This window comes from Dokdonella fugitiva (assembly GCF_004342425.1).
Classification (GTDB): Bacteria; Pseudomonadota; Gammaproteobacteria; order Xanthomonadales; family Rhodanobacteraceae; genus Dokdonella_A; species Dokdonella_A fugitiva.
The window spans coordinates 158,517-172,209 of the sequence record NZ_SLWQ01000007.1 but is presented as its reverse complement, the minus strand read 5'-3'; the positions used below and the strand labels follow the sequence as shown (position 1 = coordinate 172,209).

Here is a 13,693-nt window from a genome sequence, read left to right as displayed (position 1 = left end):
ATCAGTTCCCCTGGCACGGATACCGGAACATGCTCGCAGCGATCGAGTTCGACGAATGGCCGGAAGCGGCCCATACCCCCGCCAAGGCACCACGATCGACCCATCCGCTCGGCGTGTTCGATCTGCATGAATGCGGCGCGTGGGTGGACACCCTGCGCGCGCTGCGCGCCTTGCCGAACCGCGCGACCGCGAACCACGCCACCGCATCGGCGATGCGCCGCCCGCTGGAAACGAGCGAAGACGAAGAACGCTGAGCACCCCCGTCGCGGCCGGCCTCATGGATGCGAGGCCGGCCGCGGCCGACGGCATGCCGTGGTCGCGCCGCGGATCGTCCCCATCATGGTCCCCGGGGCGGGAACGCCCTCCGCTTCGAGCCTGCTCGTCCGTCATTCCCGCGAACGCGGGACATGCGGAAGCGCGGTTCCGGAGAGCGAGGGCAGCGATCAATCCACTTTGCGTTCGGGTCACGATGCCGCAACCTGCGCGCGTGTCCGCGCGCGGCTCCGCACAGCGATCAGAGGCTGTCGAAAAAGATCAGGTCGCTCTGCAGGCGCACGAGCAATCCGGAGAATCCGCCGATCGTGCCGGACTCGTCATCGACGAAGCCCGCCGCCACGACGCGCCCATCGCTCAGCGCCAGTGCGGAGAACCACTGCGACGGATGTTGCGCATCCGCGAGGGGGATGATGGTCGAGCCGCCATCGGCGAAGCTCGCATCGACCTGGCCTTGCGTGTCGAGACGGGCGACGGTCGCGTACTTGTGATCGTCCGCATCGAACGCGACGCCTGCGAGCACGACCTTGCCATCATCCTGGCGGATGGCCGCCGATTCGAACGAGGTGTCCGGTACGCCGGCGGGCGAAAAGCCGATGTCGGTGGCACCCTGGTCGCCATAGGTCGTATCGACCGATCCATCTTCCTGCAGGCGCACGGCCGTGCTGTTGGCGAATGGCGAGGCGAGGCTGTTGCGGCCGCCGGCCACGACGATCTTGCCGTCGCGCTGCAGGACCAGCGCATTGCCGAATGCGCCGTAGTGCAACGCGTCGTTTCCGGCACGCACCTGGCCGTCGTTGCCGAACGCCGAATCGGGTTGCCCGTCCGGGAGCAGGCGAACGACACCGATCGCGCTGGCACCGCCGGCGTCGGCGGTGCCGGCGACGACGATCCGTTGCTGGTCATCCACGGCGATCGCCTCCGCCTGATCCTGCGACGTGGTGCCGACGAACGAGACGGTTACCTGTGCGTCCGTGCCGAATTCCGGATCGGGCGTGCCGTCGGCAAGTATGCGCAGGACGCTGAAGTCGTATGGGTGCGCTGCCAAGCTCATGCCGGCGAGGAGGATCTTGCCGTCGCCCTGCAAGGCCATGGCATTCACGATATGGCGCAGTGCATAGATGCGCTTGCCGGCGCCATCGCCGAAATCCGGGTCGGGCGCACCATCGTGCGTGAGGCGTGCTGCGGCGGGCGCGTAGAGGGAACCGGCGGGTATCGCCGGCGAGCGCACGTAGCCTGCCACGACGATGCGGCCATCCGGTTGCACGGCGATGCCCGTGCATGTGTCGTCCGCCGGGTCGAAGACGACATGGGTCACGCCTTGGTCGCCGAAGGTCGGGTCGAGCGTGCCGTCGGCGCGGAATTGCATGACGACGAAGCCCTCGCCCGGGCCGGTGAAGCCGTCGTCACCGCAGGTCAGGATGCGGCCGTCCGGCCGAATCGCGACCGCGTCCACGACGTAGCCGGTCGTGCCCGAAGCGGCGTAACCGCCGATACCGAAGCCGGGATCCGGATCGCCGTCGGCCGCATGCGCGCTGGCGAAGCCGAGCAGTGTAGTGGACAGGAGCAGGGGGAGATGGCGATCCGATCGCATTGGGGGGAGCTCCGTCGCAAGGGCGGACATCCTAGCACCCGGCAGGCCAAACCATCCAGGGCGTCGTACGAATATTATCGTTGATTGCGTCGGTCGCTGGTGCTACGGTCGTCCCACGCCATGATGATCGGGGGATTTCGATGGACATGCGTGCCGTGGCATTCGTTGGTCTCACCATCGCCTTCGCGGCGATTCTCCCCGCGCAGGCGGCGACCCAGCTCCAGTTCGCGGGCAGTTACAGCATGCGCCCGCCGAGCTACGACTCCGAGGACAACACCGACCGTCCGGCCAACGAAACCTGGGGCACGCCCGAGGACGCGGCGCGGCCGGGCAAGAAGTTCTTCCTCACCGGCGCCTACGCGTACCGCAACGGCGAATACAAATACGCGGTCGACATGTACGAAGTGGCGGCGTCGTGGGGTTACAAGCCGGCGCAATACAACCTTGCCGTGATGTACATCAAGGGCGACGGCATCCCGGTCGATCGTCCGCGCGCGATGGCCTGGGCCGCGCTCGCCGCCGAACGCGGAGACCCGACCTACGTGCAGGCGCGCGAAGCGATCTACGCCGATCTCGGCAAGGATGAATGGGAACAGGCGAACGCGATCTGGCGCGAGCTCAAGAAGACCTACGGCGACGAGGTCGCGCTCGCCCGTGCGAAGGCGCGTTGGGCGCAGGTGCGCGCGTCGATGACGGGTTCGCGCGTCGGCGCCGTCGGGCCATTGATGATCGGCTCGGCGAATTCGGGCGGACGCATGACCGCACTCGTTTCGCCCCTGACTACCACGATCGGGCGACCCGGCACGCCGAGCACGCCCCCTCCGGGGAAATCCATCGTCAACGGCTTCGCGACCGCCGCCTTCGGCGTACTCGGTGGTGGTGGCGAGGACGGCTCCGTCGCGTATCGACAACTGTGGCAATCGGACAATCCCTACGATCCGAAGTTCGAATGGCACCCGGCGACCGGCATCTCCCACGTCGGCCCGATCCAGCCGATCGACGGTCGCCACGACACCTCGCCCGTCGACGCGTCGCCATCGTCCGACGAGTGATCGCAGCGAACACTGCAGGAGCGCGCCCAGCGAGTGTGCTCCTGCAACGGGACAGGAACGGATCGTCGTAGGAGCGCACCCCGTGCGCGACCGCAGCACCGATCCTGCCTCGCGCGCGATCGCCGATTTCCTACACCACGCCGCGACGATTCCCGATCGTCGGCACACGCAGCGGCGCGCACCGTGGCGCGCACACATGCCATTGCGGACGCACCGCCGACGCCGGTGGGACAGCAGCGCGCGAACCGGCTCCTGAAGCAGCGTCCGCATCGCGATCACGGGGAACACGCATGAAACTCGAATGCACGGCCAGCGCCCTCAATATCCGCACCGAACCCCACGGCACCGTCATCGGCGAGATGCGCAGCGGTGATCTGTTCGACGTCGCCACCGCCAACAGCTATCAGGAATGGGTCAGTGGCACCGTTGCAAGCGGCGTCAGCGCCGGCAAGCAAGGCTCGGTGCGGCGCAAGTGGCTCGTGCAGGCGTTCGACGACGTGCCCGCGTTGTCGCGGGTCGACCGTCGCCGCGCCGCGCGCATCGTCGCCGATCGCACCCGCGAGTTCGACGCGATCACCTACCGCCTCGGCGAAAAGGCGAAGACCTGGAGGGACCTCGCGCGCAACGGTTACGTCGACTGCTCCGGCTGGATCTACCTCGTCGCCAAGGATCTCATCGGCGCCTACGCCACCCAGGTCGCCGCGCCCGCGTTGTTCACCTATTCCGACGAACAGATCTGCAACGTCGGCCGCAAGACCGGCGCGATCATCTCCGGCCGCTACCTGCGCGACGAGCACTTCGTGCCCGGCGTGCTCATCGGCATCGATTTCGCCGAGTATTCATGGGACCGCAATCGCCCGCTCGACATCGACCACATCATCGTCGTCGGCAGCGACGCCGACGGCCCGTTCGTCTCTCAGAGCTCGAGCAGCGGCGCCGGCGTCAACCGCGTCCCGCTCGACAAATGGCTCACGAGCCAGCGCAGCCTCATCGACGCCGGGCGCGTGCACCTCGTGGACCTGCTCGCGACGCCGTAACCGGAGTGCCACCTGCAGGAGCGCCGGAAGGCGCGATGCGCTTGCGGGCAGCACATTCCGGGTGAGCATGCCCGTGTTGCGGCCTGCGTTCAGGGCGAATGGATGAACTCCCGTCACACGCGCGGTGCAACGGCAGGAGCCCACCCTGTGGCGACCGCAGCGTCGCAGTGTGCCGAGGTGCGACGGTCGCGCACAGGGTGCTCCTCCTACAGGTGATATGCGCCGCGTTTGTGCGGGAGCGACGGGAGTCGCGATGCTCTTGGCAACGGATCAATGCAAAGCATCGCGGCTCCCACCGCCAGGCGCACCTCAGCGCGCGTTGCCCACCACGAGGTTGTCGAACACGCCCCAGACGTACTCGCCGTCGTCGCCGGGGAGCGGGGTGCCGAACGTGATTGCGTGGATCGGGCGGGTCGAGACGAAGCCGCGGAAGTCCTGCTGGCTCGTCGCGACGAAGGTCTCGACGGTGCCGTCGTCGAGTTCGATGCGGATCGTCGTCGGCGGCTGCATGTTCATCTCGATCACGGTCGGGTTCTGGAACATCTGACCCCAGACGTTGCCGCCGATCGCGGTGACCGACGTGCCGGTGAACGTGATCGTGAGCCTTGAGGTGTCGCCGGGGGAGACCGTGGACAGTTCGCCCGCGCCATCGAACAGGTAGAAGTCGCCGATGTCGTAGCCCGGCCCGGCGGTGACGGCGTACGGATACGCGTTGCCGAAGTGCAGCGGTCCGTGCACGTAGCCGGTGCGCAGCGCGGTGAACGCGTTCGTCTCGTAGCCGGGCGCGACGGTGGCGAGGAAGGCGTCGCGGTCGTCGAACGTGCGCAAGGCCTGGCTGCACCTGCCGTCGGCGTCGTCCTCGAAACCATTGGCGAACACGCGATCGGCGGCGGCGCACGGCGTCGCGTTCACGTGAAGGCCGAGCGGGATCACGCGCATCGGTTGCGCGGCGTCGTTGCTCGCGATGCAGAGCGTGGCGCCGTAGTCGCCCGCGGCGAGCGTTCCCGTATCGAACGTGAGCGCGACGTCGTCGTGCGCGCCGGCAGCGACGGTGCCGCTCATGGGTGCGACCGCGAGCCACGGCTGCGTGACGGGCACGCCGCAGTCGGGCGGCGTGACGCCGTCGCTTGCGGCGGTCGTGATCGTGTAGGCGAGCGTGCCCGCGCCGGTGTTGCCGATCGCGAGCACCTGCACGTTTGCGACGCCACCGTCGACGGCGAGCGCGAGTTTCGACGCGGTCGCGACGACCGGCTGGGGCGGCGCGCCTTCGTCGGCGAGCGTGAGCACGAGGTCAGCCTCGTTCGGCGGGTCGCCGTTGCCGTCGCCGAGCGCGTGCACGGTGAGCGGCAGATCGCCGCTGTAGGCGGCCGGCACGTCGAGGTCGACGATGACGATCTGCTCTTCGCCCGGGTCGGGCGATCCGGCGAAGCTGCCGCAGCCGTCGAGCGCGGGCCAGCCGAGCTGGTACCAGCCGCCGGTGCCCGTGCCCATGCCATCGACGAGCGGATGCACGTCCGAGCAGAACGTGAAGGTGTTGCGCTTGCGCACGGCGGACAGCGTCACGCCCGGCGGGAGCTCGAATGTGAGTGCGTCGACGCCGGCGAACGCGTCCGAGACGACATGCAGGTCGAGCAAAAAGCTGTTGACGCGCCCGCGCGCATACGTCGTCGGCGTGCTCGTGCCATCGAGCGCGATGTCGGCATGGGCGAGCGGCACGAACGCACAGGCGAGGACGCCGGCGAAGGTCGTGGCGCGCAGCAGGTTCGAGGCGATCATGGTGCGGCGCTCCCGATGACGAGGTTGTCGAGCGTGGGCCAGCGATCCTGCGATTCGCCGGGCACGGGCGGGTCGATTTCCGGCGCGTCGACGAACAGGCCCGCGATCGGCGCGTTCGCGACGAAGCCGCGGAAGTCGTCCGGGCCGCTCGTGTCGACGGTTTCGCTCGCGCCGATCGTGCCGTCCTGCATGAGCACGGTGAGCACGACCTGGCCGGAGGTCGGCTGCAGCGAGAAATCCGACGGCCACACGTTGGCGCCGATCGCGGTGAACGGCGGGTCGAAGATCGAAGTCGCGACCGAGATCGGGTCGTCGACGCGGTCGGTCGAGATGAAGCCGGCGCCGTCGTAGAGCGGGTGCGTCGCGAACACGCCGGTGAAGACGATGTAGTGCCAGGCGTCGGCGCCGTCCGTGTATTCGATCGGCTGGCTCGTGCCCGGCGCGATTTCGCTGAAGTCGTGCGCGGCGTAGCCGGGCGCGAGTGCGGCGAGGAACGCGGCGCGGTCGGTATAGACGGTAACCGGGCTGCCGCCGCGGATCGTGTCGCTGCCGCTCGCGAAGACGCGGTCGAGCACGCCGACGGGGAGGTTTTCGCGCGGCGCCGCGGCGCCGGAGCGCGAGGTCGTCGAGGCACTCGCCGCGCTCGCCGCGAGGGCGAGCAGGGCCAGGGTGGGTAGCCGGGTGGCAGTCATCGGATCGGTTTCCTGGGATGAGCGGGCGCTTGCGCGCGGCCGCGGACACGGCCGCGGGATATCGGCGCGCACTTGACGACGGATCGGCGGGCAGGTCCATTCGGACGGCCTTACGATCGCCTTCCACGCGGCTTCCGTTGCGGTTTTTCTCGAAATTTCGCGTAGTTGGCGCGGGCAGGAAGAAGGGAAGGGCACGCGTGCAATCGACGGACAGCCTTGCGAACCTCCTTCGCTCGCACGCGGTCAATTACCCCCGTCCCCTTTTCCGGCTCCTCGCGGGATCGGTGCAACCGTGAGCTCGGCCGGGATTTCGCGCTCGCCGGCCAGTTCGCGCGCTGCGGCGAGCGCGTTGCGCCAGCCGGCCGGTTCGCCGAGTGCGTGCGCGAGGCGCAGCTGGAGGAGGGCGCAGTCGTAGTCGTCGGCGGCCCAGGCACCGACGCGGCCGGCCAGCGCGGCAGCGTCGCCGAGCCGCCCTTGCGCGATCAACGCGGTCGCCCATGACTGGATCACCATCGCCATCGTGCGCGGCGTGCCGTCCGCATCGGCGAGGTCGAGCGCCTGGTGCCAGGCGCGGTCGGCGTCGTCGGTGTGGCCGAGCGCGAATGCGCGTTCGGCTTCGGCGAGGCGGCGGTACGGCGCGCCCGCGCGCGAGCCGGCGTCGGTGCGCGTCGACGGCGCGATCGCGGCGCCCGGCGTCGCCACCGTCGGGGGTATCGCGCGCTGGCGCCAGAGGTTCGCCTTCGCCTGCAGGGTGTCGTCGGCGTCTTCGGGCATGAGTGTGGCTGGGAGGGGACCGGCCTCGCGCGCCGCGTCCTCGCGGCGGCCTTCGGCGAGCGCGAGTTCGACGCGAAGCACGCGCATGCGCAGGTCGTCGCGCGACAGCGCGAGGTAACCCTGGTCGCCCGCTTCCGCCGCGGCCAGCGCGGCGTGCACCGCGCGCAACTCGCCGCAGGCGAGCAGGATGCGCGCGCGCATGAGCGTGAGCACGCGCAGCAGCAGCGGGTCGCCGCCGCCCGCGGCGAGCGCCGTGGTGCGATCGATGGTCGCGAGTGCCGCGTGGTTCTGCAACTGGTCGAGCTGCACGTCCTGCAGGCCGATCAGCGCGCTCTTCAGCGGGCGCATCGCGGCGAACGCCTCGAACTGGCGCGCGGCCGCCTCGTAGCGCGGCATCGCCTGCGCGGCGGCGCCCCGCGCGGAATCGAGCAGCGCCCATTCGAGGTCGGCGCGCGCGACAGCGAGGCGGTCGCCGCTCTGTGCGAGTACGACGCGCGCGCGGCCGAGGTCGTCGGCGGCCGCCGCGTAATCGTTGGCGATCGTGCTCGATGCGCCGCGACCGAGATAGGCTTCGCCGAGCGCATGTTCGTAGTTGCTGGCGCCATGCGCGGCGAGCGCGCCGTCGAAGTCCGCGCGCGCTTCCTGCGCGCGGCCGAGGCGGATGCGCCCGCTGCCGCGCGTGATGAACACGCGCATGCGCAGGTAGGCGTCGTCGCTGGTCGGCTTGCGCTCGAGCAACTGCGTGAGTTCCTGCTCGGCGACATCGTAGTGGCCGAGGCGCTGTTCGACCTGCGCGTGCAGCAGGCGCGTCTCGCCGTCGTCGCGTTGCGCGTCGGGGATCGATTCGAGCGTCGCCTTCGCGCTCGCCGGATCGTCGGCGAGCAGCGCGGCGCGCACGCGCTGCAGGCGTTCGGCCGAAGCCGCGTCGGCGGGCTCGGCCGGCACGCCGCGACCGAGCGCGACGATGAGCTGGTCGCTCGCGCGGCGCAGCGCGCCGACGAGGTCGTTGTCGGTCGCGCTCGCCTGCGCGTCGCGCGTGCCGTCGAGCGCGCCGTGCAGCACGACGTTCCACGCGGCATGATCGCGCATGACGCGGCCGTCGACGACGAGGCCGATGCCCGCATCGCGGCGCAACCGCGCCGCCGCACCGTCGGCATCGGCCTTGCCCGCGGTGAGCACGCCGAGCGTCGCTTCGCTCGGCAGCACCGCGAGCTGCGCGCGGCGCAGGCGGTCGGCGACGAGGTCCATGCCGCCGAGGCGCACCCAGGCGACGTCGGGGCCGCTGCCGACCTCGAGCGGTCGCACGGCGACGTGCAATGTCGCGTCGGCGCCGGCGGAAGCCGGTGCGATCGTTTCGGCGCGGTGGCGCAGGAACAGCGCGGTCGCGATCGAAACGAGCGCGAGCAGCATGAGCACGCCGCGAAAAAGGGGGCGGCGAAAAAGGGGACGGAGGTAATTGACGGATGCGGCGAACGGGCGTCTGTTCCCGCCTTCCGGTCCGTCAATTACCTCCGTCCCCTTTTTCTCGCCTTCCGGTTCGTCAATTGCCTCCGTCCCATTTTTCGCGCTCGTCGCGTCGGCGGGGGCGTCGGTCGCGCGCGAACCCGGGATCGTCGCGCCCGCATCGCCGTTCGCCTCGACGGTCGTCGCGACGACCCAGCGATAACCGAAGCCGGCGATCGTGCGGATCGCTTCCTGGCGGTCGGCGCTGTCGCCGACGAGCCGGCGCGCGCGCAGGATGAGCTGGAACAGCTGCGTGTCGGAGACGTTGTCGCGCCGCCACACCGCAGCGATGAGTTCCGACTGCGGCACCGCGCGTTCGCGATGCTCGATGAGGTATGCGAGGCACGCGAACACGCGCGCGGGCACGTCGATCGGCTCGTCTCCGCGCCGCAGCTCCCGCTTTACCGTGTCGAGCCTGAATTCGCCGAAGCGGAAGACCGCGTTGAGCATCGTCGCTTGCGTTTGCCGGTGCCCCGCGCGTATTGCCTGGGGCAGCCGCGCCGCGAGGGCGAGCGGCGATTATAGCGGTGCGACTCGCGTGTGCGGGGCGGTGGGACTCGCGTCGAAGCGGATCGCGCACGCCTCGCGCGCTGCGTCCCACCGTGAGCGTCACATCAGCCGAGTCACCTTCGCGACGACGCGGTAGCTGCCGTCGGCCTGCTTGTCGCCGGCCGCGAGGCTCAGGCGCCATTGGCCACCGCGTTCGGCGGTGTATTCCCAGGCGAGCTGTTTCGCATCGGGCAGGTCGAGGACGTGCAGCGCCTTGTCGTCGACGGCGAGCGCGCGGACGTGGGCGACGAATGCGGCCGGGTCCATCGGCGATTCGACGCGGTAGGCGGTTTCCCAGTACTTCGTGTCGCCGAGCGAACTCAGCTGGGTGACCTTGGTGCCGTGGTCGAACGCGAGCGGCTTCTCCGGCATGCGCATGAACTGGTCGGCCATGAGGCCGCGGATGAAGCCGCCGTCGGGCGACCACGCGTATTCGAGGTGCATCGCGACCGAGCGCGCGGCCTCGGTGCCGCGCACGTTGGCGACGACGTGCAGCGCGGTGTCGATGCCCGAGGCGAGGCCGGCCGAGGTGACGAGCTTGCCTGCCTGCACCCAGCGCTGGTCGCGCACGACGGTCACCTTCGGATAGTTCTTCGCCATGTGGTTGAAGTGGGCGTGGAACGTCGTCGCCTTCTGGCCGTCGAGCAGGCCGGTGTTGGCGAGGATGTCCGAACCGGTGCACACGCTCATGACCTGTGTCGCGGACGCTGCGTTCTTCAGCAGCCACGCGCGCGTCGCCTCGTCCTTCGCCGCGGCCTCGACGTCGCCGCCGGGCACGAGGATGATGTCGGCCGCGGGCGCGTCGGCGAAGGAATGGTCGACGTTGACGCTGAGGTCCATCGCGGTCTTCACCGCCTTGCCGTCGCGCGAGACGGTGTGCACGTCGAAGCCGGCCTGGCCGAACACTTCGTACGGGCCGGCGAAATCGATGATCTCGACGCCGTCGAACATCAGGATCGCGACGCGCGTCTTCGCCGGCGAAGGTTCGGCGTGGGTAGGCACGAGCGGGAGCAGCAGGATCGCGAGCAGCCAGCGCAGCGGTTTCATGGACGTCTCCAGGGGCGGGTGGCGCACAGTGTGGTGCGCGGCAACGCGACCGTGGGGACGAACAGCCGACGATTCCGGCCATTCGACCACGACCAACCACGCGGGTCGTTCAAATTCCCCTTTTCGCTCGTTGCGCTTCCCGTATCATGCGATCCACGGTGCGGCTTGGACGCGCACTGGCACGCGAAGGGGGTATGGATGAGCGGTGACGATTTCGTGCGCGCGGCGTCGCGATTCCTGACGCACCCTCATCCCGTTGCCGATCGACGCCGGCGTGTGCAATGCGATCGGCGCGGAGGGCGTCTCGGGCATCGCTTATCTGCCGGTCGGCACGGCGTTGTATCGAAGTGACGGCACGCCTGCCGGAACCTATCTGATCGGTGGCACTCCCCCCTTGGCCAGGTATTGGAGCACCCGCTCGCACGGCATGAGCATCCTCGGCCGCTGGCTCGTGTTCGTCGGGCTCGACGCCGCGGAGCGCGGCGTGCTCTGGCGGCTGGACCTGGATCCGATTTTCACGAACGGGTTCGATGGCGCGCCGACGCCCTGAACGAACCTGGAGGCGGCGGCCCGTCGAACGACGTCGACGGCGCGCTTCGCATGACGACTTCCGTCCTCGTTTCCAGATGGCGTCATGCCAGCGACGCGGGCGTCCGTTCGAACAGCGTCAGTGGCCGAAGCGCTCGCGGTAATCGTTCGGCGACGCACCATAGCGCGTGCGGAACGCGCGCCGGAACGCATCGGCGCTGGCGAAGCCGATCGTCGCCGCGATGCGGTCGATCGCGAGCGTGCCGGAGGTGAGCAGCACGCAGGCACGTTCGAGACGCAGGCGCTCGACGTAGCGCGCGGGCGTCGAGTCGAACGTGTCGGCGAAGAGGCGGCTGAAGTGGCGCGGGCTCATCGCCATGCGCTCGGCGAGGCGAGATGGTCGACGAGCCAGTCGACGAGCGTGCGCAGGCGGCCGCTGCCGCGCGTCTGCGCGTCGAGTGGCGCGGAGAACTGTGCCTGGTTGCCGGGCCGCTTCATGTACATCACGAGTTCGCGCGCCACCGCGAGCGCGACCGCGGCGCCATGGTCGTCCTCGACCAGCGACAGCGCGAGATCGAGCCCCGCGGTGAGTCCGCCCGAGGTGTGGAAGCGGCCGTCGTGGAGGAACAGGTGGTCGGCTTCGACGCGGAGCTGCGGATGGCGCGCCTGCACGTCCGCGGCGTGCGCCCAATGCGTGGTCACGCGGCGGCCGTCGACGAGGCCGGTCGCGGCGAGGATGTAGAGCCCGGTGCAGACGGAGACGACGCGGCGCGCGCCTGCCGCGCACGTGCGGATCCAGTCGAGCAGCGCGACGTCGCCGTTCACGACGCGGCTGCCCGCGCCGCCCGGAATCACGAGCGTGTCGAGCGGGGGCGCATCGACGAGCGTCGTGTCGGGCACGATCGTGACATGCCCTTCGGTGCGCACCGGCCGTGCGTCGCGGCCGATCGTGCACGGCGCATACACCGGCGCGCGTCCGCCGGCACGCGCGTTCGCGACCGCGAACACGTCCATCGGCCCGGTCACGTCGAGCGACTGCACGCCGTCGTAGACCAGCACGCCGATCGTCGCCACGTCGCCGTCCACGTCGCAGTCCGTCAGCGGACGCCGTGCATCCAGCGCTTGATCAGCGGCGTCAGCAGCAACACGAGGATGCCGGAGCCGATGCCGATCTTCGCCGAGAACACGAACAGCGCGTCGTACTTGGCGAGCGCATCGGCGACGTCGAGCGTGCCGCCTTCGGGGATTTCGATCGAGGACAGCTTGCCGAGCGCGGCGGCGAGCACTTCGGAGTAGGAAGTGCCGAGGAACCAGCCGCCCATCATGAGGCTCGTCACGCGCGGCACGCTGAGTTCGGTGACCGCGGAAAGGCCGATCGGCGAGAGCAGCATCTCGCCGACTTCGAGCACGAAGTAGGCGAATACGAACCACCCGATGCTCGTCAGTCCGTTCGCCTCCGGGTGGCGCGCGCTCCAGACGAGCACGAGGAACGCGACGCCGGCGAGGATGAGTCCGTATCCCGACTTCGCCGGCTTGCTCGGGTTCCAGCCCGCGCGCTCGAGTCTAGGCCACAGCCATGCGAAGATCGGCGCGAGCGCGAGGATGAAGAACGAGCCGAGCGAGGTGAGTTCGCTCGCGCTCCATTCGGCACCGAGCGCGCGGTGGTTCATCACGCGATCGGAGAACAGCACCCACGAGCCGTAGGTCTGCTCGTAGATCGTGAAGAACACGAGGCAGAACGCGATGAACGCGAGCACGACGAACATCTGCTCGCGCTCGGTCTTCGTGCAGCGCGCGAACATGAACCAGAGGATGCCGCCGAGCAGGCAGATGCCGATGAGATGCATGCCGAGCAGCACCGGGCTCGGTTCGAACCAGCCCGGGATGATCGCGAGGAACAGCGAGTGCGCCTGGATAAGGCCCCAGATGACGACGAGGCCGGCGATCGAGGCGAGGTAGATGAGGTGTTCGCGCGTGAGCGGGCCGAACACGCGTGCGCGCAGGCGCGCGGGGTCGGGCGGCTCGGCGTGGCCGAGCAGGTATTTCTGGCCGTAGAGGAAGTTGGCGAGGCCGGCGAGCATGCCGATGCCGGCGGCGCCGAAGCCCCAGCCCCAGCCGTAGGTTTCGCCGAGCCAGCCGCAGAGGATGCCGGAGAACGTGCCACCGAGGTTGATGCCGGCATAGAACAGCGTGAAGCCCGATTCGCGGCGCGGGTCGTTGTCGCCGTAGAGCTTGCCGACGATCGTGGAGATGTTCGGCTTGAGGAAGCCGACGCCGAGGATGATCAGCGCGAGGGAGAAATAGAACACCTGCAGTGCATGCGTGTCGCGCACGACCGTGCCGTTCACGCTGGTCGCCGGATGGCCTTCGATCGCCATGCCGAGATGGCCGAGCACGAGCAGGATGCCGCCGAAAACCACCGCCTTGCGCATGCCGAGCCAGCGATCGGCGAGCAGGCCGCCGATCACCGGCGTCGCGTAGACGAGGCCGCCGTAGGCGCCGACGAGGTTGTAGCCGTTGTCGTCCGTGAACAGGTGGTATTTGACGAGGTAGAGCAGCAACAGCGCCTTCATGCCGTAGAACGAAAAGCGCTCCCACATCTCGGTGAGGAAGCAGACGTAGAGGCCTTTCGGGTGGCCGAGGAATTCGGTGCCGCGATGGTGCGGCAGGGTGGCGGTCGACATGCTGGACCCGGCGGGGGAAGTGGCGGGAGTATAGGGCCGAGGGCTGATGGCCGAGTGCGAAAAGCGAACGGCCGAAAAGCGGACGGCGGACAAGCATCGCGGCTCCCGCCGCTTCCACGGAGCGGCATGACCGGCTCGTGGGAGCAGGCACAAGCCGCGATGCGCTTCATCGACCCACGAAGCA

General features: G+C 69.3%; 12 protein-coding genes. 4 read left to right on the top strand and 8 right to left on the bottom strand.

The window, feature by feature from the left end:
• Positions 1–29 precede the first annotated feature (29 nt).
• On the top strand, positions 30–254 hold the full coding sequence (locus EV148_RS13330; protein WP_131999057.1) for a hypothetical protein: 225 nt from the start codon (positions 30–32) through the stop codon (positions 252–254).
• A gap of 260 nt (positions 255–514) precedes the next feature.
• Here EV148_RS13330 and EV148_RS13325 read toward each other — a convergent pair whose 3' ends face one another.
• Entirely contained in the window at positions 515–1,867 is a 1,353-nt protein-coding gene (locus tag EV148_RS13325; RefSeq protein WP_158287464.1) for an NHL repeat-containing protein, read from the bottom strand.
• Between the two features lie 140 nt (positions 1,868–2,007).
• On the opposite strand from EV148_RS13325, the gene EV148_RS13320 reads away from it, so the two are divergent.
• Positions 2,008–2,919, top strand: a complete 912-nt coding sequence (locus EV148_RS13320) for an SEL1-like repeat protein (RefSeq protein ID WP_131999053.1) — start codon at positions 2,008–2,010, stop codon at positions 2,917–2,919.
• A 290-nt stretch (positions 2,920–3,209) separates the two neighbouring features.
• Entirely contained in the window at positions 3,210–3,956 is a 747-nt protein-coding gene (locus EV148_RS13315) for a hypothetical protein (RefSeq protein ID WP_131999051.1), read from the top strand.
• Positions 3,957–4,265: 309 nt separating this feature from the next.
• Here EV148_RS13315 and EV148_RS13310 read toward each other — a convergent pair whose 3' ends face one another.
• The 4 genes from EV148_RS13310 to EV148_RS13295 form a co-directional block, all read right to left on the bottom strand.
• A complete protein-coding gene (locus tag EV148_RS13310; RefSeq protein ID WP_131999049.1) occupies positions 4,266–5,732 on the bottom strand; it encodes a hypothetical protein in 1,467 nt (488 codons plus the stop codon).
• The gene (locus tag EV148_RS13305) at positions 5,729–6,424 is read right to left on the bottom strand and encodes a hypothetical protein (RefSeq protein WP_131999047.1); all 696 of its coding nucleotides are present in this window, start codon (positions 6,422–6,424) and stop codon (positions 5,729–5,731) included. Before EV148_RS13305 ends, EV148_RS13310 begins: the two co-directional genes overlap by 4 nt.
• 243 nt (positions 6,425–6,667) lie before the next feature.
• Positions 6,668–9,151: a winged helix-turn-helix domain-containing protein gene (locus tag EV148_RS13300; RefSeq protein WP_131999045.1), complete on the bottom strand. Its 2,484-nt coding sequence runs from the start codon at positions 9,149–9,151 to the stop codon at positions 6,668–6,670.
• Between the two features lie 159 nt (positions 9,152–9,310).
• On the bottom strand, positions 9,311–10,297 hold the full coding sequence (locus tag EV148_RS13295; RefSeq protein ID WP_131999043.1) for a DJ-1/PfpI family protein: 987 nt from the start codon (positions 10,295–10,297) through the stop codon (positions 9,311–9,313).
• A gap of 256 nt (positions 10,298–10,553) precedes the next feature.
• On the opposite strand from EV148_RS13295, the gene EV148_RS13290 reads away from it, so the two are divergent.
• Entirely contained in the window at positions 10,554–10,847 is a 294-nt protein-coding gene (locus tag EV148_RS13290) for a hypothetical protein (protein WP_131999041.1), read from the top strand.
• 117 nt (positions 10,848–10,964) lie between these two features.
• Here EV148_RS13290 and EV148_RS18725 read toward each other — a convergent pair whose 3' ends face one another.
• Genes EV148_RS18725 through EV148_RS13280 form a run of 3 tightly spaced genes read right to left on the bottom strand, consistent with a single transcriptional unit; the run spans position 10,965 to position 13,509 of the window.
• Positions 10,965–11,198 (bottom strand): helix-turn-helix domain-containing protein, encoded by a 234-nt coding sequence (locus EV148_RS18725; RefSeq protein ID WP_199222781.1) that lies wholly within the window; start codon positions 11,196–11,198, stop codon positions 10,965–10,967.
• Complete coding sequence (locus tag EV148_RS13285) at positions 11,195–11,911, bottom strand: GlxA family transcriptional regulator (RefSeq protein ID WP_199222780.1); 717 nt, start codon at positions 11,909–11,911, stop codon at positions 11,195–11,197. Before EV148_RS13285 ends, EV148_RS18725 begins: the two co-directional genes overlap by 4 nt.
• A gap of 11 nt (positions 11,912–11,922) precedes the next feature.
• Positions 11,923–13,509: a peptide MFS transporter gene (locus EV148_RS13280; RefSeq protein WP_131999039.1), complete on the bottom strand. Its 1,587-nt coding sequence runs from the start codon at positions 13,507–13,509 to the stop codon at positions 11,923–11,925.
• Positions 13,510–13,693 lie beyond the last annotated feature (184 nt).

Excerpts from the sequence above, each read along its gene's own strand:
- EV148_RS13330 (WP_131999057.1), top strand. The coding sequence starts at position 30 with ATGCTCGCAGCGATCGAGTTCGACGAATGGCCGGAAGCGGCCCATACC.
- EV148_RS13325 (WP_158287464.1), bottom strand. The coding sequence starts at position 1,867 with ATGCGATCGGATCGCCATCTCCCCCTGCTCCTGTCCACTACACTGCTC.
- EV148_RS13320 (WP_131999053.1), top strand. The coding sequence starts at position 2,008 with ATGGACATGCGTGCCGTGGCATTCGTTGGTCTCACCATCGCCTTCGCG.
- EV148_RS13315 (WP_131999051.1), top strand. The coding sequence starts at position 3,210 with ATGAAACTCGAATGCACGGCCAGCGCCCTCAATATCCGCACCGAACCC.
- EV148_RS13310 (WP_131999049.1), bottom strand. The coding sequence starts at position 5,732 with ATGATCGCCTCGAACCTGCTGCGCGCCACGACCTTCGCCGGCGTCCTC.
- EV148_RS13305 (WP_131999047.1), bottom strand. The coding sequence starts at position 6,424 with ATGACTGCCACCCGGCTACCCACCCTGGCCCTGCTCGCCCTCGCGGCG.
- EV148_RS13300 (WP_131999045.1), bottom strand. The coding sequence starts at position 9,151 with ATGCTCAACGCGGTCTTCCGCTTCGGCGAATTCAGGCTCGACACGGTA.
- EV148_RS13295 (WP_131999043.1), bottom strand. The coding sequence starts at position 10,297 with ATGAAACCGCTGCGCTGGCTGCTCGCGATCCTGCTGCTCCCGCTCGTG.
- EV148_RS18725 (WP_199222781.1), bottom strand. The coding sequence starts at position 11,198 with ATGAGCCCGCGCCACTTCAGCCGCCTCTTCGCCGACACGTTCGACTCG.
- EV148_RS13280 (WP_131999039.1), bottom strand. The coding sequence starts at position 13,509 with ATGTCGACCGCCACCCTGCCGCACCATCGCGGCACCGAATTCCTCGGC.